The 21,191-nt window shown below is 68.7% G+C and carries 20 protein-coding genes and 1 tRNA gene; 7 read left to right on the top strand and 14 right to left on the bottom strand.

All coding sequences use genetic code 11. The features are described from left to right. Positions 1-216: 216 nt before the first annotated feature. Genes rlmB through ACIRG5_RS34040 form a run of 4 tightly spaced genes read right to left on the bottom strand, consistent with a single transcriptional unit; the run spans position 217 to position 4,178 of the window. The gene (gene rlmB, locus ACIRG5_RS34055; protein WP_402912507.1) at positions 217-1,188 is read right to left on the bottom strand and encodes a 23S rRNA (guanosine(2251)-2'-O)-methyltransferase RlmB; all 972 of its coding nucleotides are present in this window, start codon (positions 1,186-1,188) and stop codon (positions 217-219) included. A 5-nt stretch (positions 1,189-1,193) separates the two neighbouring features. Next, the gene (gene cysS, locus ACIRG5_RS34050; protein ID WP_402912505.1) at positions 1,194-2,588 is read right to left on the bottom strand and encodes a cysteine--tRNA ligase; all 1,395 of its coding nucleotides are present in this window, start codon (positions 2,586-2,588) and stop codon (positions 1,194-1,196) included. Next, positions 2,585-3,208, bottom strand: a complete 624-nt coding sequence (locus ACIRG5_RS34045) for an HAD family hydrolase (protein ID WP_402912502.1) — start codon at positions 3,206-3,208, stop codon at positions 2,585-2,587. The genes cysS and ACIRG5_RS34045 overlap by 4 nt, the downstream gene beginning before the upstream one ends. Positions 3,209-3,233: 25 nt before the next feature. Beyond that, entirely contained in the window at positions 3,234-4,178 is a 945-nt protein-coding gene (locus tag ACIRG5_RS34040; protein WP_402912499.1) for a toll/interleukin-1 receptor domain-containing protein, read from the bottom strand. Between the two features lie 53 nt (positions 4,179-4,231). On the opposite strand from ACIRG5_RS34040, the gene ACIRG5_RS34035 reads away from it, so the two are divergent. Next, on the top strand, positions 4,232-4,528 hold the full coding sequence (locus ACIRG5_RS34035) for a DUF6191 domain-containing protein (RefSeq protein ID WP_402912496.1): 297 nt from the start codon (positions 4,232-4,234) through the stop codon (positions 4,526-4,528). Positions 4,529-4,533: 5 nt separating this feature from the next. Here the strand turns inward: ACIRG5_RS34035 and ACIRG5_RS34030 are convergent, their stop codons facing one another. From ACIRG5_RS34030 to ACIRG5_RS34015, 4 genes are read right to left on the bottom strand one after another with little or no spacing between them, the layout of a single operon-like run. Then, on the bottom strand, positions 4,534-4,926 hold the full coding sequence (locus ACIRG5_RS34030; protein ID WP_402912494.1) for a PPOX class F420-dependent oxidoreductase: 393 nt from the start codon (positions 4,924-4,926) through the stop codon (positions 4,534-4,536). A 5-nt stretch (positions 4,927-4,931) separates the two neighbouring features. Continuing rightward, positions 4,932-5,399, bottom strand: a complete 468-nt coding sequence (gene ispF, locus ACIRG5_RS34025) for a 2-C-methyl-D-erythritol 2,4-cyclodiphosphate synthase (protein ID WP_319975942.1) — start codon at positions 5,397-5,399, stop codon at positions 4,932-4,934. Continuing rightward, on the bottom strand, positions 5,396-6,088 hold the full coding sequence (gene ispD, locus ACIRG5_RS34020; protein WP_402912491.1) for a 2-C-methyl-D-erythritol 4-phosphate cytidylyltransferase: 693 nt from the start codon (positions 6,086-6,088) through the stop codon (positions 5,396-5,398). Before ispD ends, ispF begins: the two co-directional genes overlap by 4 nt. A 44-nt stretch (positions 6,089-6,132) precedes the next feature. Continuing rightward, positions 6,133-6,621 (bottom strand): CarD family transcriptional regulator, encoded by a 489-nt coding sequence (locus ACIRG5_RS34015; RefSeq protein WP_012782996.1) that lies wholly within the window; start codon positions 6,619-6,621, stop codon positions 6,133-6,135. A gap of 254 nt (positions 6,622-6,875) precedes the next feature. Between ACIRG5_RS34015 and ACIRG5_RS34010 the strand changes: the two genes are divergently transcribed. Further along, a complete protein-coding gene (locus ACIRG5_RS34010) occupies positions 6,876-7,643 on the top strand; it encodes a hypothetical protein (RefSeq protein WP_402912488.1) in 768 nt (255 codons plus the stop codon). A gap of 57 nt (positions 7,644-7,700) precedes the next feature. Here ACIRG5_RS34010 and ACIRG5_RS34005 read toward each other — a convergent pair whose 3' ends face one another. After that, on the bottom strand, positions 7,701-8,135 hold the full coding sequence (locus tag ACIRG5_RS34005; protein WP_402912485.1) for a hypothetical protein: 435 nt from the start codon (positions 8,133-8,135) through the stop codon (positions 7,701-7,703). A gap of 220 nt (positions 8,136-8,355) precedes the next feature. Between ACIRG5_RS34005 and radA the strand changes: the two genes are divergently transcribed. From radA to ACIRG5_RS33990, 3 genes are read left to right on the top strand one after another with little or no spacing between them, the layout of a single operon-like run. Beyond that, on the top strand, positions 8,356-9,750 hold the full coding sequence (gene radA, locus ACIRG5_RS34000) for a DNA repair protein RadA (protein WP_402912483.1): 1,395 nt from the start codon (positions 8,356-8,358) through the stop codon (positions 9,748-9,750). Continuing rightward, positions 9,743-10,300 carry a hypothetical protein gene (locus ACIRG5_RS33995; protein ID WP_402912480.1) on the top strand — a complete coding sequence of 186 codons (558 nt, stop codon included), beginning with the start codon at positions 9,743-9,745 and terminating at the stop codon, positions 10,298-10,300. Before radA ends, ACIRG5_RS33995 begins: the two co-directional genes overlap by 8 nt. A 37-nt stretch (positions 10,301-10,337) precedes the next feature. Continuing rightward, entirely contained in the window at positions 10,338-10,802 is a 465-nt protein-coding gene (locus ACIRG5_RS33990; RefSeq protein ID WP_402912477.1) for a hypothetical protein, read from the top strand. Positions 10,803-11,263: 461 nt separating this feature from the next. Here the strand turns inward: ACIRG5_RS33990 and otsB are convergent, their stop codons facing one another. The 3 genes from otsB to ACIRG5_RS33975 form a co-directional block, all read right to left on the bottom strand. Continuing rightward, positions 11,264-13,795: a trehalose-phosphatase gene (gene otsB, locus ACIRG5_RS33985; RefSeq protein WP_402912474.1), complete on the bottom strand. Its 2,532-nt coding sequence runs from the start codon at positions 13,793-13,795 to the stop codon at positions 11,264-11,266. A 45-nt stretch (positions 13,796-13,840) separates the two neighbouring features. Continuing rightward, a complete protein-coding gene (locus ACIRG5_RS33980; protein ID WP_402912644.1) occupies positions 13,841-15,274 on the bottom strand; it encodes a trehalose-6-phosphate synthase in 1,434 nt (477 codons plus the stop codon). Between the two features lie 69 nt (positions 15,275-15,343). Further along, entirely contained in the window at positions 15,344-16,687 is a 1,344-nt protein-coding gene (locus ACIRG5_RS33975; RefSeq protein WP_402912471.1) for a threonine/serine exporter ThrE family protein, read from the bottom strand. Between the two features lie 259 nt (positions 16,688-16,946). Here ACIRG5_RS33975 and ACIRG5_RS33970 point away from each other — a divergent pair. Next, positions 16,947-17,022: transfer RNA gene (locus ACIRG5_RS33970), tRNA-Thr, on the top strand. 59 nt (positions 17,023-17,081) lie between these two features. Here ACIRG5_RS33970 and ACIRG5_RS33965 read toward each other — a convergent pair. Beyond that, positions 17,082-18,734: a hypothetical protein gene (locus ACIRG5_RS33965; protein WP_402912468.1), complete on the bottom strand. Its 1,653-nt coding sequence runs from the start codon at positions 18,732-18,734 to the stop codon at positions 17,082-17,084. 10 nt (positions 18,735-18,744) lie between these two features. Here ACIRG5_RS33965 and mgrA point away from each other — a divergent pair, with 10 nt between their 5' ends. Further along, positions 18,745-19,773, top strand: coding sequence for an L-glyceraldehyde 3-phosphate reductase (mgrA, locus tag ACIRG5_RS33960; RefSeq protein ID WP_402912465.1), 1,029 nt, complete (start codon positions 18,745-18,747; stop codon positions 19,771-19,773). On the opposite strand, the gene ACIRG5_RS33955 is transcribed toward mgrA, so the two are convergent. Continuing rightward, complete coding sequence (locus tag ACIRG5_RS33955; protein WP_402912462.1) at positions 19,774-21,189, bottom strand: sensor histidine kinase; 1,416 nt, start codon at positions 21,187-21,189, stop codon at positions 19,774-19,776. It abuts the gene before it with no gap. Positions 21,190-21,191: the final 2 nt, after the last annotated feature.

The following is a 21,191-nucleotide window of genomic DNA, read 5'->3' as shown; positions in this document are numbered from 1 at the left end:
ACCCGCGCCCGGGAGTGGCGCGGAATAGGCCACGCCGTTTGTCATCCCGATGAGTCGCGAAGTTCTGGCAAGTGTGGAGATCTCGTTTCCCCGCCCGCGTAACGAAACCGGTTTCGCAGGCGAGGAAAACGATCACTAACGTCGGCAATGAAGGCGCTTAGCGTCGCGAACTAGCCGATAACGTCAGGCAACTGTCAGACAAGGCCGACCGAGAGGTCAGCTCTTGGCGTCGAGACGGCGGCGACGAGCGATCTCGGCCAGCACGACACCGGACGCGACGGAGGCGTTGAGCGACTCGACGCCCTTCGCCATCGGGATCGACACGGTCTGGTCGCACGTCTCCTTGACCAGACGGCCGAGACCGCGGCCCTCCGATCCGACCACCACGACGAGCGGGCCCGTCGCGAGTTCCAGACCGTCGACGTCGACGTCACCGTCCGCGTCGAGACCCACGATCATGAGACCCGCCTCGGCCCAGTCGCGCAGCGTCCGGGTGAGGTTCGTGGCCATCGCGATCGGGATCTTGGCGGCCGTGCCCGCGCTGGTGCGCCAGGCGACCGCCGTCATCGACGCGCTGCGCCGCTGCGGCACCACGACGCCCTGAGCGCCGAACGCCGCGGCAGACCGCACGACGGCACCCAGGTTGCGCGGGTCCGTCACGCCGTCCAGTGCCACCAGCAACGGCGGCGTGGTGGCGCGCTGAGCGAGCTCGAGCAGCTCGTCCGCGGTCGCGTACTCGAACGGCGGCACCTGCAGGCCGAGGCCCTGGTGCATCGCGCCGCCGGTGATCCGGTCGAGCTCGCCGCGGGCGACCTCCAGCACGGTGATGCCCCGGTCGGCGGCCAGGCGCACGGCCTCGGCCACGCGGTCGTCCGCGTCGATGCCCAGCGCCACGTACAGCGCCGTGGCGGGAGTGCCCGCGCGCAGACACTCCACGACGGGGTTGCGGCCCGCCACGGTCTCCGCGGAGGCCTTCTCCTTGGTGTGCCGGCGCTGCGTCTTGGCCGCGTCGGTCTTCGCCGCCACCTTGGCCCGCTTGTAGGCGGGGTGGTTCGGGCGCTCGGTCGCCTTCGGCGTCGGACCCTTGCCGGTCAGCCCCTTGGACTTCTGCCCGCCGGAGCCGACGACCGCGCCCTTCTTCGAGCCCGGATTGCGCATCGCGCCCTTGCGCTTGGAATTGCCAGCCACGGAAGTCAGTCGTCCTTCAAAGTCCACTGCGGACCGTCGGGGGTGTCCTCGACGGCGATGCCCGCGTCGTGCAGCTGGTCGCGCAATGCGTCAGAGCGCGCGAAATCCCTGCTCTTGCGGGCTTCTTGGCGTTCGACGAGAAGTCGATCCACCAGGGTGGTCAACGCCTGTCGCATGCCGAGATCGGCAGACGACGCGTCGTTCCACTTCGGCGACAACGGGTCGACGCCGAGGATGTCAGCCATCCGGCGCACGCACTCGGCGGCCGCACGGGCCGTCTCGTGGTCGCCGTCGGCGAGTGCGGTGTTGCCCTGGCGCACCTTGTTGTGCAGCGCCGCCACGGCTTGGGGCGTGTTCAGGTCGTTGTCCATCGCCACCACGAAGTCCGGGCACATGTCGCCGCGGAGCTCGATCGGGCCGACGCGTTCCGCGACGCGGCGCAGGAACGACTCGATGCGCCCGTAGGACGTCACCGCCTCCTGCAACGCCTCTTCGGAGTACTCGATGTGCGACCGGTAGTGCGGCGAGACCAGGTAGTACCGCAGCTCCTGGGCACGGACCAGTTCCAGCATCGCGGGGATGGACACGGTGTTGCCGAGCGACTTGGCCATCTTCTCGCCGGCCAGCGTCACCCAGTAGTTGTGCATCCAGTAGTTCGCGAAGCCGTCACCGGCCGCGCGGGACTGGGCCTGCTCGTTCTCGTGGTGCGGGAAGATCAGGTCGAGCCCGCCGCCGTGGATGTCGAACGTGCTGCCGAGGTACGTCGTGGCCATCGCCGAGCACTCCAGGTGCCAGCCGGGCCTGCCGTCGCCCCACGGCGTCGGCCAGGACGGCTCGCCGGGCTTGGCGGCCTTCCACAGCGTGAAGTCGCGCGGGTCGCGCTTGCCGCGCACCGCCGTCTCGCCCTGCTCCACGCCGTCGAGCCGTTGCCCGGACAGCGCGCCGTACTCGGGGAACGAGCGCACGTCGAAGTAGACGTCGCCGTCGACGTCGTAGGCGTGGCCCTTGTCGATCAGCCGCTGCATCAGCTCGACCATCTGCGTGACATGGCCGGTGGCGCGCGGCGCGTACGACGGCGGCAGGCAGCCCAGCGCGTCGTAGGCGTCCTCGAAGGCGCGCTCGTGCGTGTACGCCCACTCCCACCAGGGCCTGCCGTGGTCGGCGGCCTTGGTGAGGATCTTGTCGTCGATGTCGGTGACGTTGCGGACCAGCGTGACGTCGGCGCCGTCACGGGCGAGCCAGCGGCGCAGGACGTCGAAGTTCAGGCCGCTGCGGACGTGCCCGATGTGCGGCACGCCCTGCACGGTCGCCCCACACACGTAGATCGACGCCGTTCCGTTGACCTGCGGGTGGAACTCCCGCATGGACCGGCTCGCCGTGTCGTAGATGTGGAGGCTCACACGGGAATGGTACGGGCCACATCCAAAAGAGCGGTCGGGCGGTCACTCGTCGGAACCGGGTTGACGAGCCGGAAGGAGCAACCGATCGACTCCGCTCCGCCATCCGCCTCCTCGCTGTCGCCGACCATCACGGCATCGCGGGGATCGACGCCCAGCCGTTCGCACGCGGTGGTGAAGATCTTCGGGTCCGGCTTGATGACGCCTTCTTCGTAGGAGAGCACGAACTCGTCCACGAGGTGCGTGAGGCCGTGCAGCTCGAACACGGTGCGGATGTCCCAGCCGATGTTGCTGACGACCGCGACGGGGATGTCCTCGAGGTGCTCCAGCGTCGCCCTGGTGTCCGGGTAGGGCTGCCAGGACTCGGGGTGCAGCAGCTTGTCGTAGAAGGCCTCGGCGTCGGGCACCAGCGCGTCCTCGAGGACCTTCACGTGCACCCAGCGGTGCACGTCGGGGTCGAGGTCGCGCCGGTTCCAGCCGTCTGCCAGCTCGGGGTCCATGCCGTCGGCGATGCCGACCGGGGCGGTGAGTGCACGCATCAGGGCACCGTTGGACTCCAGCTCGGGGTGTTCGAGCCGGAACAGCGTGCCGGAGAAGTCGAAGAGCGCGGCGCGGATCGTCACGCCCCCGACTCTACGTGCCGAACGGCTAGGTGGTCTGGACCTTTTTGAGCTCGGCCTCGACCAGCGAGGCGTCGTAGGACAGGGTCAGCCGCAGGTCGCCCGTGCCGCGGACACTGGCGGCCGCGAACTCCTCGACGAACTGCTCGATCTGCTGGAGCGGCTGGTCGGCGAGCTGGGACGCGGCCTTGTAGAGCGCGGTGAAGCGGTCCGGCGTCGTGGTGCCGCGCAGGTCGGCGGACCAGTCGAGGAGGTTCTCGTACGCCTCCACGAAGCTGTTGGCCAGATACTTGATCTTGTCGCTGTCGCCGGGCTTGCTGGCCGGGCCGAACGCGCTCTGCAGCCTGCCGGGGGAGAGCAGGTCCGCGATGCCGTTGATGATGCCGTCGAACGTGCGGCTGCGCGCCATGAAGGTGTCCAGTGCGTCCACGTCCGCGGTGATCATGCGCTTCGGCTTGACGCTGCCCATCTCGTGGCTGATCCGCTTGTCCTTGAGGTTGCGCATGTGCAGCCCCACGGTGTCGGCGAACAGCTGGTACTCCCAGCCTGGCCGCGGTCCGGCCACCGGGGCGCCGACCTTCTTCGCGATCATCTCGGCCAGCTCGCGCGGCGTCCGGTTGCGGATGTCCAGGTACCCGGTGCCGACGCGCAGCGCGGGGATCTCGGTGTCGTCGAACCGGACGGGCAGCACGTACTCGGTGTCGGAGACCAGGGCGCGGTCGAACGCGGACTGCCGCTCGTGCCTGGTCCACATCTTCCTGGCGTAGGCCTCCGAAATGAACATCACGCAGAAGCGCGAGTCGTGGCGGTAGATCTGGTCCAGGTGCTCGACGAGGTTCTTGCCCCAGAGATCGGCCTGCTCGTCGGTGTCGTAGAAACGGGAGACGCCCAGCTCGGTGAGGTGGCGGGCCACCTCGTCGACGTAGGGGCGGTCTTCGCCGGCGAAGGAGAGACAAACGTCGTACTTGGGCACGAGGCGCATGTTAGTGGCGGGAACCACACCGACGTACGGGGAGTTGTCCAGGTATGAGCCTGGGGTTCCTGTTCGCGATGTCGTTACCCGCGTTGGTGGCGGCGTTGTTCGTGCTCGCCGTGGTCGAGCGCTTCGCGCGGGGCAAGAAGAAGGGCACGCCGATGTCCACCGCCGGGATCGGTGAGCTCGGCGCGACGTTCGAGGCGGGCAAGCGTGAGGAGATCGAGTTCCGCAAGGAGGAACGCCTGCTGCGCGACGACGAGGGGGACGGCGCGCCGCCGCGAAGCCGGGTGGACCTCGACGGCGGCCGTGCCGTGCTCAACGTGCCCGCGCAGAGGCAGCCGAGTTAACGGCTCTACGCGTTTCCGGTGGTCTTGGTGACCTGCACGCGGACGATCACGCGGACGTTGTCCGTGCCGGCGTCACCGGGGTAGTCCTTGCCGAGGTACTTGTGCGACAGCTCGTTGATGAGCTCGGCGCCGCCCTCGGTGGTCAGCGACGCGTCACCGCGGAACTCGCTGTACTGGTACGGGTTGTCCTTGTTGATGACGGTGATGCTCACCCGCGGGTCGTTCCGCAGGTGGCGCTCCTTCGCCCGGCCGACGACGGTGGAGAACAGCACGTCGTCGCCGTCGCGCTTGATCCAGACGACCGAGGTCTGCGGGCTGCCGTCCTTGGACAGCGTCGCGACCGTGGCGTAGTTCGGGCTGTCGAGGAGTTCGCGCTGCGTTTCTGAAAGCGTGGCCATGTTCGTCAGGCTACGGGGAACAGCAGTGCTGTCGCGATCGCGGCGATGCCCTCGTTTCGCCCTGTGAGACCCAGGCCGTCCGTGGTGGTGCCGGCGACGGAGACCGGGCCGCCCACCGCGTCGGAAAGCGTTTTCTGGGCCTCGTCGCGGCGCTTGCCGATGCGCGGCTCGTTGCCGATGACCTGCACTGTGGCATTTCCCACACGGTATCCGGCCTCTTCGACGAGACGGCGCACCTCCGTGAGCAGGACCACGCCGTGCGCGCCTGACCAGCGCGGGTCTGACGTGCCGAAAACGGCACCCAGGTCACCCAGACCCGCCGCGGACAGCAGCGCGTCGCACAGGGCGTGTGAGGCCACGTCGCCGTCGGAGTGGCCGGCGCAACCGTCGACGCCCTCCCACAGCAGACCGGCGATCCAGCACTCGCGGCCTGACTCGATCGGGTGGACGTCGACGCCCTGGCCGATCCTCACTTCTGGCCTCCGCTGAACAGTGCTTCCGCGACCGCGAGGTCGAACGGGGTGGTGATCTTCATGGCGTGCGCGTGCCCGGGAACCGTGTGCACGGCGACACCGTTCTTCTCGACGAGACCGGCGTCGTCAGTCGCGGCGATACCGGAGCAATAGGCGGCTTTGAGAGTCTCGGCGCGGAAACCCTGCGGGGTCTGCACGACCCGCAGACCGGCTCGATCAGGTGTGGAGACGACCACTCCGACCTCGTCCACCTGCTTGATCGTGTCGGCGACCGGAAGCACCGGGATGACGGCGTCGTACCCACCGCGCACAGCGGCGACGACGTCGGCGATGACCTCGGGAGGGGTGAAGGCACGGGCAGCGTCGTGGACCAGCACGATCGAGGTGTCCGGAATCACGCGGAGCGCGTGTTCGAGGGCGAGCCGCACCGAATCGGTGCGTTCGGCACCCCCTGAAAGCACGTGCACCGCCCCGCCGGCCGGAGCCAGCGAGGCGGTTGCGGTGTGCACCAAGTCCACATCGGACGGTGGAGCTGCGATGACGACGTGCTGAACCTGGCCCGACTCGAACAGACCCCGCACGGCACGAGTCAACAGCGGAACGCCGTTGACCGGCACGAGCGCCTTGGGCATCCCGTAGCCCAGACGCTCACCTCGCCCTGCCGCGGGCACGAGCGCGACAACACTCATGTTCGCGACTAAGTCCGATGCTCTGATTTGTTTGTTTGAGAAAACTACGAGGCGGTGGCGAGAACTTCGTCGAGGAGAACCTCGGCCTTGTCCTCGTCGGTGCCCTCGGCCAGCGCCAGCTCGCTGACCAGTATCTGCCGCGCCTTCGCCAGCATCCGCTTCTCGCCGGCGGAAAGCCCGCGATCCTTCTCGCGCCGCCAGAGGTCGCGCACCACTTCCGCAACCTTGTTCACATCGCCGGAGGCGAGCTTCTCAAGATTGGCCTTGTACCGCCGAGACCAGTTGGTCGGCTCCTCGGTGTGGGGAGCACGCAAGACCTCGAAAACCTTGTCGAGCCCTTCCTGGCCGACAACGTCACGCACGCCTACGATTTCGGCGTTGTCAGCGGGAACCCGAACGGTGAGGTCGCCCTGCGCTACCTTGAGAACGAGGTACTTCTTCTCCTCGCCCTTGATCACGCGGGTCTCGATTGCTTCGATGAGAGCGGCACCGTGGTGCGGGTAGACGACGGTCTCTCCGACCTTGAAAACCATGTGTCCTCTGCCCCTTTCGATGCCTCCATCCTAACACGTCCGGCAACCCTTCGATCGCTGCTCGATGATCCGTTAGTGCTGGTCAGGGCCATGCGGGGGGTTGACAAACCACCTGTTCGCGTGCAAGGTACGTCTCATCGAAGATCGACTGGCATCCCGTCGCGTCCTCGATTCGGCTCCCGGTTAGGCTCCTCGCCTGGTGGTTGTTCCCTAGGAAGGACGCTGGAGCCGTGAACTCAGGAGTGTCTCGCCGGATGATCGTGACGGCAGCGCTGGCCGCGGGCCTAGGCCTGGTGGCGGTCGGCTGCAGCGCCGGTCAGGTCACCCAGACCGACACCCAGGTCGCCGCCGTCGACGGTGCGAGCGGCAACGCGGGCCCGATCGCGGTGCGCAACGTCATGCTCGCCTTCCCGCCGGACGGCAACCGGTACCACGAAGGCGACGACGCGCCGCTGACCTTCGTCATCGCGAACTCGGGCTCCGCCCCGGACAAGCTGCTGTCGATCAAGTCGGAGGCCTCGGAAGCCGAGGCCGAGGTCGTCGGCTCGAAGGACATCCCGGCGCAGTACGCGCTGCGGGCCGAGTACGACGCCTCGAAGGCGCCGGTGAAGTCCTCCGCGCCCTCGTCGTCCGCTGCCTCGTCCTCGTCGGTCGTGCCGACCTCGGGTGCCCCGTCGTCGAACCCGTCCTCTTCGAACCCGTCGTCGGTGACGCCGTCGTCCGGCGCCCCGTCCTCGGGCGTGTCGTCCTCGAACGTGTCGCCGTCCTCGGGCGCGTCGTCGAGCGGCCGCCCGTCGGGTTCCTCCGTCGCGCCGACCTCGTCGTCGGCCGCGGTCGACCCGAGCCTCGAGGTGCTGGAGATCCGCTGCACCCTCAAGAAGCTGAACCGCGACGTGGTGGCGGCCCAGACCGTCAAGGTCACGTTCCTGTTCGAGAAGGCCGGCTCCGTGACGCTGGAGGTGCCCGTGGCGCCGTCTGAGCACAAGCGCACGAGCGAGGGCCACGAGTCCGGCGGTCACTGACCCCTGACACACGAAAACGCCGCCTCCTGGCTTCAGGGGGCGGCGTTTCGCGTTTGTTCAGGAGGCCTTGAGCATCGGCAGGAACTTATCGCGGTACGCCCACGCCAGGCCGATCTCTGCTGCGACCACGAGCAGTCCCATGACCATGCCGCTCGGCTCCAGGAAGACGTGGAACAGGAGGATGTTCACGACCACCGGGGCGAGCAGCGCCAGCGCCAGCGGCACGAACCGGCCGGCGATCAGCAGGAGCCCCGCGAGAAGCTGCACGCCGGACGTCAGCTGCAACATGTATCCGGTCGCGTAGAGCGCGCCGGTGAACGCCAGGCCCTCCGGCGCCATCGTGCTGGGGTCCGGGGCGGGCATGAACATGACGAAGCCGTTCAGGCCGGTCGTGGCGAACAGCAGGCCGGTCAGCACGCGGGTGACGACGGTGGCGTAGCGGCCGAGGGCGAACTTGCGGGTCTGCGTCGCGGAAACGGTTGCGGTGCTCACTGTGTCCTCCAGGTTTGTCGTGTCCTTCCACTGATGCGTCGAACGGGCCCTGGGCCGGATCGACAAACCCGCCGAAAAATCTTGAAGTTTCTCCGGCGACGGGCCTGACCTGCGGTGCGAGTTCGCGTTGGCCGGACGACCAACTTCCCGGCGAACTCGCCGCCGTGTGCGGAACAGCGGCCGTCGAAAACTGTCGGTGTCGTCCTCTAACGTTCGGTTCGTGGCGAAGACAGCGCGGCCGATCTTCCGTTGTGCCGAGTGCGGGCACGAGGTGGCGAAGTGGTTCGGCCGCTGCCCCGAGTGCCAGGCGTGGGGCAGCATCGAGGAACGAGGCACCGCGTCGGTGACGCGCGTGGTGGCGGGCGCTCCGACGTCCGCGGCCCGGCCCATCGGCGAGGTCGACATCGAGTCGGCGCGGGCGCTGTCCACCGGTGTCAGCGAGTTCGACCGGGTGTTGGGCGGCGGCCTGGTGCCCGGTGCCGTCGTGCTGCTGGCCGGTGAGCCCGGCGTGGGCAAGTCGACGTTGCTCCTGGAGGCTGCGCACCGCTGGGCCGAGTCGCACGGGCGTTGCCTCTACGTCACCGGTGAGGAGTCCGCGGGCCAGGTGCGGCTGCGCGCGGAACGCACCGGCAATCTCCACTCCGACATCTACCTGGCGGCCGAGAGCGAGCTCAGCTCGTTGCTCGGGCAGGTCGACCAGGTGAAGCCGTCCATGCTGATCGTCGACTCCATTCAGACCATGTCGACGGTGAGCGCCCAGGGCGGGCCCGGCGGCGTCACGCAGGTGCGGGCCGTCGCATCAGGACTGATCGCGATGGCCAAGGAACGCGGCCTGCCGATCGTCCTCGTTGGACATGTCACGAAGGACGGTTCCGTTGCGGGGCCTCGGGTTCTGGAGCATCTGGTCGACGTGGTGCTGCAGTTCGAGGGCGACCGCCACTCCAGTCTGCGGCTGCTGCGCGGCATCAAGAACCGCTACGGCGCGGCGGACGAGGTGGGCTGCTTCGAACTGCGCGACGACGGCATCGTGTGCGTGCCGGACCCGTCCGGCCTGTTCCTCACGCGGCGCGAGAAGGCCGTCGAGGGCACCTGCGTCACGGTGATCGTCGAGGGCAAGCGGCCGATGCTGGGCGAAGTGCAGGCGTTGGTGGCCAAGACGAACCTGCCCGCGCCCCGGCGCGCGGTGAGCGGACTCGACTCGGCGCGGATCGCAATGGCGCTGGCGGTGCTGGAGAAACGGGGCAAGGTCAACCTGTTCCAGAAGGACGTCTTCACCGCCACCGTGGGCGGCATGCGACTCGTCGAGCCGGCGGCGGACCTGGCCGTGGTGCTGGCGGTGGCCTCCGCGGAACGCGAGATCGCCCTGCCCGCCGACCTGGTGGTGCTCGGCGAGGTCGGCCTGGCCGGCGAGATCAGGCGCGTCAACGGCGTCGGCAAACGCCTCAGCGAGGCCGCGCGGCTCGGGTTCAAGAAGGCCCTGGTGCCGCCGGACCACGGCCCGCTGCCGGACGGGGTGCGCGCGCTGGTGGCGAACGATCTGGTGTCGGCGCTGGAGTTGCTCGGCCTGAACCGCAAACGCAGCAGCAAGTCCGAAGAGAAGCCGGAAGATGACTGAGTTGCTGCGCTGTGCCGTCGCGCTCGTGCCCGGCGACGCGCGCAGCGACGCTGGGTGCACGTCCGCGGATGTCCGCGAGTACCTGGAACACGACGAGTGGGAGATCGCGCTCGACCTGCTCGGCGACTTCGACGGCATCGCCTGGCAGACCTCGGAGTACTGGAAGCTGCTGGCGGCCGCGGCGGAGGAGCTGTACCTGCCGTCCAAGTGGTTCCACTGGCGGGAGGCCGAGACGCGGCTCGGCCTGATCCGCGCCGATCTACAGCTGGTGCCGAGCACGCGGAACCCGATTCCGGCGCAGGGCGTGCTCAGGCCGCTGTGGCACGTGGGCGGCGGCGACTACCGGGTGGCCAGGATGTGGATCGAGTCCAAGCCCGAACTGGAGGCCGGTGGCCGCGCGATCGTCCGGCTGACGGCGTTGTCGCCGGAGGGGTGGCGGCACCTCGTACCGGGCGACGTGATCACCATGCACGAGGGACAGCCGGTGGCCGGTACCGCGACTGTGATCGAATACGCGAGTGTTGGGGAGACACGACAGCGAGATAGGTGAGTTACTGCGGTTCGCGGCGTCCTTGGTGCCAGCGGAGGTGCAGAACTCAGACCTGCTCGACTACCTGGACCTCGAAGAGTGGGAACTGGTCCTCACCCTGCTGGGCGACTTCGACGGCCACACCTGGCAGACCCCGCGCTACTGGGCCCTGCTCGCCGAGGCGGCGACCCAGATGGACCAGGACGAGACCTGGTTCCAATGGCGCTGCGTGGAGTCGATCCAAGGCCTGCTGCGAGTCGAGCTGACCCTGTCTGTCGACGCGGAACCGTTGCAGGCCAGGGGAGAACGCCCGATGTGGGACGTCACCGGCAAACACCAGCGGGTAGCCGCACTGTGGATCGAGTCCAAGCCGGTGCTGGGTCCGGGCGAACGCGCGACCGCACGCCTGAGGCCGTTCGTGCCGCCGGCGTGGGCGCACCTCATCCGGGGCGACGTGATCACGTTGCACGGCAGCTCGCCGGGGACCGCGAAGATCATCGAGAAGGTGCCGCCCCGACCCTGATCCTGCGGCGGGGGATCCGAAGCATGGGCTCCGGTACGGCGTCAGGCGTCGGCTGGGTGGACTGCCGGCTGGCTGGGTGGACTGCCGGCTGGGCGGACAGCTGACCTTGATCGCGAGTTGTCCACAGGCTGGCAAAGTTCTGACCTGGTGTTATGCGATTCTGGGTAGCCTGTGGATAGAGCAGGAACCAAATCCGGGGTTCGCGCGTTGCGTCAGGAGGAATCGCGCGGGGGAGCGGTGGGCACAGCCTCAGCCCGCTGCACACGTGTCGCTCGCCTCGGCACAGTGGAGATCCTGCTTCGGCACAGCTGAGGCCCCGGGACAGGCACAGCGTAGATCGTGGAAATGGCACCGCCGCGGCCCCCGAAACCGGGACCGCCGCGGCCCTGAACCAGCACCGCCGCGGCCCTGAAGCAGGACCGCGGCGGCACCAGAACTACAAGATCACCAGAACTACGAGATCACTGCGAGAGCAGCTGGGCGCAGCGGATCAGGCCCAGGTGCGAGTACGCCTGCGGGTGGTTGCCCAGCGAGCGCTCCGCGATCGGGTCGTACTCCTCCGGCAGCAGGCCGGTGGGGCCCGCGGCCGCGACGATCTGGCCGAACAGTTCCTCGGCCTCGGTGCGACGGCCGGTGAGCAGGTACGACTCGATCATCCACGCGGCGCACAGGTGGAAGCCGCCCTCGTCGCCCGGCAAGCCGTCGTCGCGGCGGTAGCGGTACACGGTCGAACCGGACCGCAGCTCCGCCTCGATGGCCGTCACGGTCGACTGGAAGCGCTCGTCGGTCGGGTCGATCAGGCCCGACAGGCCCACGAACAGCGAGGCGGCGTCGAGGTCGTCGCCGTCGTAGGCCGTGGTGAAGGACTGGACCTCGTCGTTCCAGCCGTTCTTCAGAACGTCCGTGGCGATCGTGTCGCGCAGCGGCACCCACGACGGGTCGAGTTCGCGGCCGAACCGTTCGCCGAGCTTGATCGTCCGGTCGATCGTCAGCCAGCACATGACCTTCGAGTACACGTGGTGGCGCGGCGCGTGCCGTTCCTCCCAGATGCCGTGGTCGGGCTCGTGCCAGCGCCGCGAGACGGCCTCGGCCATCGCCCCGGCCATCGTCCAGTCGGTGTCCGACAACGAACCCCGTGCGGTGGCCAGCTGCACGACCAGGTCGACGACCGGGCCGAACACGTCGAGCTGCACCTGCTGGTTCGCGAGGTTGCCCACGCGGACCGGCCGGGAGCCGGCGTAGCCGGGCAGCGACTCGATGACGGCCTCGGCGCCGAGCTGGGTGCCGTGCAGCGTGTACAGCGGGTGCAGCCGCTCGGGGCCCGGGATGGTCTCCAGGACGCCGTGCAGCCAGGCCAGGAATCCGTCGGCCTCCGTGTACGAGCCCACCGACACGAGTGCGGCGGCGGTCATCGCGCCGTCGCGCAGCCAGCAGTAGCGGTAGTCCCAGTTGCGGACGCCGCCGAGCTCTTCCGGCAGCGACGTGGTGGCCGCGGCCATGATCGAGCCGGAGTCCTTGTGCACCAGGCCGCGCAGCGTCAAAGCAGAACGCAGCACGAGGTCCGTCTGCACCTTCGGCAGGTGCAGGCCCGCCGCCCAGTCCGACCAGTAGCCGGCGGCGCGGTCACGGCGCACCGACTCGGCCTGAGCGTGCTCGGAGATGTCGTCGGTGCCGCAGCGCAGCTCCAGCAACACCGGCGCACCCTCGCGTGGGCGGACCACGGCGCGTGCGGTCTCCTGCACGCCGTCCGAGGTGATCTCCCAGTCGACACCGGGGGAACGCAGCACCATCGGGTCCGACGTGCCGACGACGCGCAGGCCGTCGCGCTCGCGCAGCAGCCGCACCGGCACCTGGCCGAACTCGGGCCGCGGCGCGAACGTGATCACCGCGTTGGTGGAGCCACTGATGCGCCGGACGAGGTCCGTGCGGTGGGAGGCGAGGTCGTGCTCCAGGTAGTCCGTCACCAGGAGCCGCGACCAGCGGGTCTCCACGATCATCGTGCCCGGCAGGTAGCGCTGGCCCAGCGGCAGCGACCCGTGCTCCGGCTTGATCGAGAAGTGACCCGCGGCAGGGCCGCCGAGCAGGTCCGCGAAGATCGCCGCGGAGTCCGGTTCGGGGTGGCACAGCCAGTTGACCTTGGCGTCCGGCGTCACCAGGGCCACCGAACGCTCGTTGGCGAGCATGGTCAGGCGCTCGATCGGCACGGCCTGGTCGCCGTGCAGCCACGCGCGGCGCTCCTCCAGGAGGAACGCCAGCACCGTCGCCACGTCGGCGGGGTCGGCCACGTAGTGCTCGGCCAGCGACTCGCCGGCACCCACGCGGATGCCGACGTCCGGGCCGGACAGGCGCGCGAACGCCTTCTCGTCCGTCACGTCGTCGCCCAGGAAGATCGCCGCGGTGGCGCCGACCTGGTGGCGCAGGATGTCCAGCGCCTGGCCCTTGTTGGTCTCGACGACGGCGAGCTCGATGACGGCCTTGCCCTCGGTGACCTGCACACCCTCCCAGGTGCACGGGCCGGAGCGGACGGCGGTGAGCACGGCCTCCCCGATGGCCTCGCTCGCGGCACGGCGCACGTGCACCGCGACGGAGGCGGGCTTGACCTCGAGCTGGACGCCTTCTTGGCCGTCGGCGATCTCTTCGAGCTCGGCTTCGATGCGCCGCAGCAACGCCTTGGCGTTCGCGTCCAGCGCGTGGACGAAGCCGACGTCGAACTCGGAGCCGTGCGAGCCCACTAGGTGGACCTCGCCAGGCAGACGGGACAGCGTGGCCAGGTCGCGCAGCGCGCGCCCGGAGATCACGGCTGAGGTGGTCTCGTGCAGGCTCGCCAGCGAACGGAGCGCGTTCACCGACTCCGGAAGCGGGCGAGCCGCCTCCGGGTCGGCCACGATCGGCGCGAGTGTTCCGTCGTAGTCGCTGGCGACCAGCAGTCGTGGGGTCCTGGCCAGCTGCACGATCGCGCGGCGCAGTTCGGCGGGGAGGGCCTCGGCGGTCAACGCCCCTCCTGGAGCACTCGATGGGTCAATGGGATCTGAAAGGATTCAGACCGAGGTCTGCGTGCCCAACGCCTCCAGGAACGACCTTGCCCAGCGATCAACGTCGTGGGTGAGGACTTGGCGGCGCAGCGCGCGCATCCTACGGCGGCCTTCAGCAGGATCGATGTCGAGGGCGGCCTGCAGAGCGTTCTTGACACCGTCCAGATCATGGGGGTTCACCAGGAACGCACTGGTCAGTTCTGCGGCAGCGCCGGCGAACTCGCTGAGCACCAGAGCTCCACCAAGATCATATCGGCAGGCCACGTACTCCTTGCACACGAGGTTCATTCCGTCCCGAACGGGCGTGACGACCATGACGTCCGCCGCGCCCATGAACGCGACGAGCTCCTCGCGGTTCACCGACTGGTGCAGGTAGTGCACGACGGGTTTGCCGACCCGTCCGAACTCGCCGTTGATGCGGCCGACCGACTGCTCGATGTCCTTGCGCATCGTCACGTAGTGGTCGACCCGCTCCCGGCTGGGCGTGGCCAGCTGCACCATCGCGACGTCCTCGGGGTCCACGCGTCCGTCCGCGATCAGCTCGTACAGAGCGCGGATCCTGACGTCGATGCCCTTCGTGTAGTCGAGACGGTCCACGCCCAGAAGGATGCGCTTGGGGTTGCCCAGGTCCGCTCGAATCTGCTTCGCGCGGGCCTGCGTCTCCTTGCGCCGGGCGACCGCGTCGAGCCCCGCGCTGTCGATCGAGATGGGGAACGCGCCGACGCGCACGGTGCGGTCGCCGACCTGCACGACACCTGGCCGGGTCCTGACACCCACGGTGCCGCGGCTCGGCTCCAGGCCCACGAGCCGGCGGGCCAGCCAGAGGAAGTTCTGCGCGCCACCGGGCCGGTGGAAGCCCACCAGGTCGGCGCCGAGCAGGCCGCGGATGATCTCCGTGCGCCACGGGAGCTGCATGAACAGCTCGACCGGCGGGAACGGGATGTGCAGGAAGAAGCCGATCTTGAGGTCGGGCCGCTGCTCGCGCAGCATCGCCGGGACGAGCTGCAGCTGGTAGTCCTGCACCCACACCGTCGCGCCCTGCGCGGCGACCTTCGCCGTCGCGTCGGCGAACCGCTGGTTGACCTTCACGTAGGCGTTCCACCAGTGCCGGTGGAACGCGGGCTGCGCCACGACGTCGTGGTAGAGCGGCCAGAGGGTGCCGTTGGAGAAGCCCTCGTAGTAGTCCTCGACCTCTTTCGCGGACAGCTCGACCGGGTGCAGCAGGAGGCCGTCGTCCTCGAACGGCGGCACCTCGGTGTCCGCGACGCCGGGCCAGCCGACCCAGGCGCCGCTGTGTGAGCGGAGGAACGGTTCCAGAGCGCTGACGAGACCGCCAGGGCTGTGTTTCCACCGCTCGGTTCCGTCAGGCAAGCGCTCCAGGTCAACCGGCAACCGGTTGGCCACGACTACGAATTCCGCCCCGTTCTCGCCAATGTCCATGCTCACGGATCTGAGGCTAGTGCGGACGCGTGCTGTCGGCGTGCCGTGTAACCCCCGTCACAGCGAGTTTCACTCCAAACGACGCTTGGATGGTTTGAGAGGCCCGGACATGCGCGGACCAGCGAACTTGCGTTCCAGACGGCCCAGTCCGGTGCGCACCGGCTGTGCCAGGTACTCGCCGAACACGACCCCTCCGGCCAGAGCGAGAGCAATGCCACTCGCGAACACGAGCGTGCTCAAACCGGCCGGATCGCCCTCCGCGGTGAGCTGGAACAGACCCCGGTAGGTGGTCCAGCCGGGCAGCAGCGGGACGACGCCCGCCTGGACGACGACGAGCGTCGGGATGCGCAGCCGGCGGGTCATCGTCGCGCCGCCGAACCCGGTGATCGCGGCGGCCACGGCGGAGCCGAGCAGTGCGTCCAGGCCGAAGCTCGTCATGAGTCCGTAGGCGGCCGTGCCGATCGCGCCGGAGATGGCGGCGGCGACGAGCGCGCGGGGCCGGGCGTAACAGGCGAGCGCGAAGAACGCACTCGTCGCCGCGCCGGCCGCGAACTGCATCGGCACCGCGGAGATCAACGCCGGGATGGGGTCGCTGAGCGTGATGTCCAGTCCGAAGTGGACGGCCCCGCGGATGGCCAGCGCGACACCCGCGATCAACCCCGCGCTGAGCAGCACGGTCTCGACCGTGCGGCCCGCGGCGGTGACGTTGTAGCCGGAGATCGCGTCCTGCACGGTGCTGACGAGCGCGAGCCCGGACAGCAGCACGACGATCCCGACGGCGACGAGCAGACTCGGCCGCACCGGCAGCAACCCGGTCGAGAAGATGGCCAGCGCCGCACCCGTGCCGAGCGCACCGCCGACGAGCTGCTGGAAGAAGAACGGCAGGTTGCGGCGGTTGAGGATCCGGCCGACCCGGTCGACGACGGCGGTGATGGCCGCGGCGGTGAGCGCGAGCACCAGCCCGCCGCCCACGAGGAACGCCACGGCGGCGGCCATTCCGCCCCATGCGGCGGTGGCGACCCAACGCGGATACGGGTGCTTGGCGTTCGTGATGTCTTCAAGCCGTGCGTGCGCTTCTTCGATCGGCCCCAGATTGCGCACGAGATGTTCGACGTCCGCAAGCCGCGTGTAGTCGAGACTGCGCTGCCGGACGACGCGTATCGACGTGATCGGCATTGCCTCCGTGCCGCGATGACACGACACGCTGATAGAGGTGTAGATCACGTCGACTTCGGTGTGCGGCAGTCCATAGCTCTCGGTGACCGAGAGAATCGTCGCTGTCACATCGGCCGCGCCGGCCCCACTGGACATTTGGACCTCACCGATCTTCAGGGCGAGATCGAGTACCAGGTGAACCGTGGTGTCATCGGGCAGAGCGGGGCCGTGCAGGCTGTTCGTGGAAATCTTGGGCACCTCCGTCGTGTGATCGTGACGGGGACTTCGACTGTTGCTGTGTCGTCGGCCACCTCCGATCGGGCGACCCGAAAAGGAGGACATGATCACTGTCCGTTGGTTACCCTCCTGACCTGGTCAAGGCGCTCGCTCCGAGGCATTGACCCACTCAGTTGGTTGGTCCGACTCCGGTCGGAGCAATCCGATCACACTGAGAGCAGACCGTTCGCCGCAGGTAGCACCCGCAACGGGCGCTTACGATGTTCGCGAACACGAGCCGGCCGGCGTAGCTCAATTGGCAGAGCACTCGCCTTGTAAGCGAAAGGTTAGGGGTTCGATTCCCCTCGCCGGCTCCATTGGAGAAGAGGGTTCGCCCAGGTGGGCGGACCCTCGTCTCATTCCGGCGGGACGACGGTCAGCTTTTGCGGACGAGTCCGGTAAAGCCCGCGACACTGAGCGTGGCGAACGACCAACCCAGGATCTGCACGACCCAGCCCGCCCCTGTCGCCCACTGCCCGGCTGGTCCGTTCGCCAGTTCGCATCTCGGTGTGCCACCGAGCTTCACCAGCGGGATCGCGAGATCCGCCGCAAGACTGATTCTGTTCACAGGTGAACACGAGTCGGCGGGGCGGTCCTTGGCCGGTGTCAGGCCGTTATAGGCGTTGGTTGTCCACACGAGACAAAGCGCGAGCAGGAACGTGACGAGTAGGCCAATCACCGCCCTGGAGGGCCGGTAGCCGTAGCCCAGAGTGGCGCCGAGGAACCAGTGCCAGAGCTTGTTGCCGGGGTCGCCGCGGCGGCGGAGGTCTCGTTGCTGGGCGATCAGGACCTTGCGGGCGGTGTGCTCGTGGCCTGCGGCGCGGTGCACGGCCGCGAGTTGCTGGTACGGCTGTGCTTCGTACCCGAAGGTGTGATCGCGCAGCATCGTGAGCCACGCGTCGGTGTCCTCCGGTGCGTCCGGATAGGACAGTCCCTGCATCGTCACGGTGAAGACGTCGGCCTCGATGAGGTCCTCGGCTTCGAGCCCGAGTGCCCGGCCTGCCCTCGTGGCGAAGAGATCGAGTTCGAGACCGTCACCGCGGTTGCGGAGAACGTCAGGGCGGATCGTGAGCTCGCTGCCGACGTCGCAGTTGCTGATCTCCAACGCGGCTTTGCCGCTGTCCGCGTCGATCTCGGCCTCGCGGATGGTCAGGCTCGCCGCGACCGTCGTTCTGTGCAGCGCCACGGCCCGGCCCGTGCGGCTGCGCACGAGGCCGGTCAGCAGAAGCCCCGCGCCGATCGTCGTGTCCACCATGCGGATGGTGGCGTCGGCCTCCGACGAGACGGCGTCGATCCCACTGAGCTTCACCTCGGAACGGATCCGCGCGCCGTCCGTGCACAACGCCCCGCGCAGCACGGTGTCGCGCAGATCCAGCGCGCCGATGTCGGCTTCGAGGAGGAAGAGCGCGTCGGAGTCACCGCGGATGATCGCGTTCTCGGCGGAGAACACGCCGCCGACCTTCGCGCTGTTCGCGGTGATCGCGGGCCCGGCGAGTCCGGTGATCATGCCGTCGTCGAGGACCAGGTCGCCACCGATGTCGACGTTGTCCAGGTGCAGCGCGCATCCACCGCGCCACCCCGGCCACGCGTACAGCTCCCTCGCCATGAAGGAACCGCCGACCTTCAGGCCGTACGCGGTGAACGAACCGACGCTGGTGCCGGCCAGCTGAAGGGTGCCGTCGATCTGGGCGTGGTCGAGGTCGAACTTGTCGCCGCACCGCGCGTGGGTCATCTCGAAGCTCCTGGTGCGCAGGCCATCCGCCCGCAAGCCCCACACGTTCGTGCTGCTGAGGTCGATCGTGCCGATCTGCGCGTGCCGCAGGGTCATCCCTTCCGGGAGGTGGCAGCCGACCAGGGTCAGCGGCCCCGTCATCGTCAGGAAGCCGAGGTCGAGGTGGCCGTCGATCCACGTCCGGTAGATCGTCACGCCGGCGGGCGAGTCCTGCGCTTCGAGCACCTTCGCGCGCACGTCCTCTGCCCGCATGAAGATGTGTTTCTCGTCCTGCTCCGTCTCATCAGGACGTGACATTCTGGGCACCATGTCCTACCTCGCGGATAGCGCGCGCTACGACCAGATGACGTACCGGCGGACGGGACGCAGCGGCCTCAAGCTGCCCGCCATCTCGCTCGGCCTGTGGCACAACTTCGGCGGTGACCGCCCCTACGAGCTGGGCCGCGGGATCGCGCGGAGGGCGTTCGACCTCGGTGTCACGCACTTCGACCTCGCCAACAACTACGGTCCGCCCTACGGCTCGGCGGAGATCACGTTCGGGCAGATCCTGAAGGATGATCTCAGGCCGTACCGCGACGAGCTCGTCATTTCGACGAAGGCGGGCTACGACATGTGGGCCGGGCCGTACGGGGAGTGGGGCAGCCGCAAGTACCTGCTCAGCTCGCTCGACCAGTCGCTGACGCGGATGGGCCTCGACTACGTCGACATCTTCTACTCGCACCGGTTCGACCCGGAGACGCCGCTGGAAGAGACGATGGGCGCGCTCGTGTCCGCCGTCCAGCAGGGCAAGGCGCTCTACGTCGGCATCTCGTCGTACTCGCCCGCCAAGACCCGCGAGGCCGCCCAGTTGCTCAAGAGCGCCGGCGTGCCGTTGCTGATCCACCAGCCGTCCTACTCGATGCTCAACCGCTGGATCGAGCCGGAGCTGCTGGACACGCTCGAGGAGGTCGGCGCGGGCTGCATCGGGTTCTCGCCGCTCGCGCAGGGCATGCTGACCGACCGCTACCTCAACGGCGTTCCCGAGGGGTCGCGCGCGTCGCAGGGCAAGTCGCTGTCGACGGACCTGCTGACCGAGCAGAACCTCAGCCGCATCCGGTCGCTCGACGAGATCGCGAAGTCGCGCGGCCAGTCGCTGGCCCAGCTCGCGCTGACCTGGACGATCCGCGACCCGCGCGTCACGTCGGCGTTGATCGGCGCGTCCTCCGTCGGGCAGCTGGAGCAGAACCTCGCGGCCCTGCAGGCGCCGCCGCTGACCGACGACGAGCTCGCCGAGATCGACAAGTACGCCGTCGAGTCGGGCATCGACCTGTGGGCGACGAGCTCGCAGGCCGACTAGCTACGAGTGCCGCCGGGGGAGACGGATCGTGAAGACCGTCGACCCCGGCCGGCTGGCCAGCTCGATCCTGCCGCCGTGCGCCTGCACCAGCGACTGCACCACGGCCAGGCCCAGGCCGCTGCCGCCGCGCTGACGAGTCCGCGAGTCGTCCACGCGGTAGAACCTGTCGAAGATCCGCGCCTGGTCCGCCTCCGGAATTCCGGGACCGGTGTCGCTCACCCGGATCACCGCCCAGCCGTTCTCGGCCGTCACCTTCAACGACACCGTGGTGCCCGCGGGCGTGTGCACGGCCGCGTTGGTCAGCAGGTTGTCGAGCACCTGCCTCAACCGGGTCGGGTCGGCGGTCATGGTCACCGTGTCGGCGTCGACGTCCAGCGCGTGCGACGGTCTGCCCGCGCGGAACGCGTCCGCCGCCGCCTCCGCGATCACCGACAGGTCCAGCTCCTCCGGCCGCAACGGTGGTTCGGTCGCCGCGGAATCCAGGCGTGCCAACAACAACAGGTCGTCGAGCAGCACGCTCATGCGTGACGCCTCCGACCGCAGCTTCTCCAGGTGCTTCTCGCGCTCGCCCGGTTCGTTGGCCGCCGCGTACTTGAACAGGTCCGCGTAGCCGCGCAACGACGTGAGAGGCGTGCGCAGCTCGTGCGAGGCGTCGGCGATGAACCGGCGGAGGCGTTGCTCGGCGGCCGTGCGCGCGACCAGCGACGTGTCGATGTGCGCGAGCATCTTGTTGAACGCCTCGCGCAGCTCCTCGACCTCCACTCCGCCGCCTCGGCTGTCCACGCGCACGGCGAGATCACCCGAGTCGGTCAGGTCGTGCGACGAGATGTCGTGCGCGGTGTCGGCCATGTCCGACAGCGGCTGCATGCCCTTGCGGATCAACGCCTGTCCGCCCACCACCAACGCGACCAGCGCGGCCAGGAACGCGATCACTCCGACCGTGACGAGCTGGGAGATCGTGCCGTCCCTGTCCTGCATCGGGGCCGCGCTGACCACGATGTACTCGTCCTTGACGACCTGGCAGGCGCGCAGCCGGAACTTGCCCTCGTCGCGCAGGTAGTCGGTCGCGAACCTGTCGGCGGTCAGCGCCTGCTTCGCGAGGGCGTCGAACTCCTCGCGGTCCTGCGGCTGCTGGTCGCCGGGCAGGGGCGTGACGCCGCCGTTCTCGATCTTGTAGACGACGGCGAACCAGTCCGGCGGGATCTTGCTGACCTTGCCGTAGTACTCGACCTCCTTGGCCGCGCCCTGCTGGCTGATCACCATCTGGTCGTCGAGGCGGCGGTCGAGGAAGTCCTGCATCGACGTGACCATGACCCAGCCGACGATCACGAACACCGTCAGCGCGAGCGCACCCAGACCGAGCGCGAGGCGGGTGCCGAGCCGCCAGTCGCGGACGGGCTTCAGTCCGAACCTCATCG

The organism is Lentzea sp. NPDC102401, from assembly GCF_044765805.1.
GTDB classification, from domain to species: Bacteria; Actinomycetota; Actinomycetes; order Mycobacteriales; family Pseudonocardiaceae; genus Lentzea; species Lentzea sokolovensis.
The sequence above is the reverse complement of the archived record's forward strand: the minus strand, read 5'-3'. Positions and strand labels throughout refer to the sequence as shown.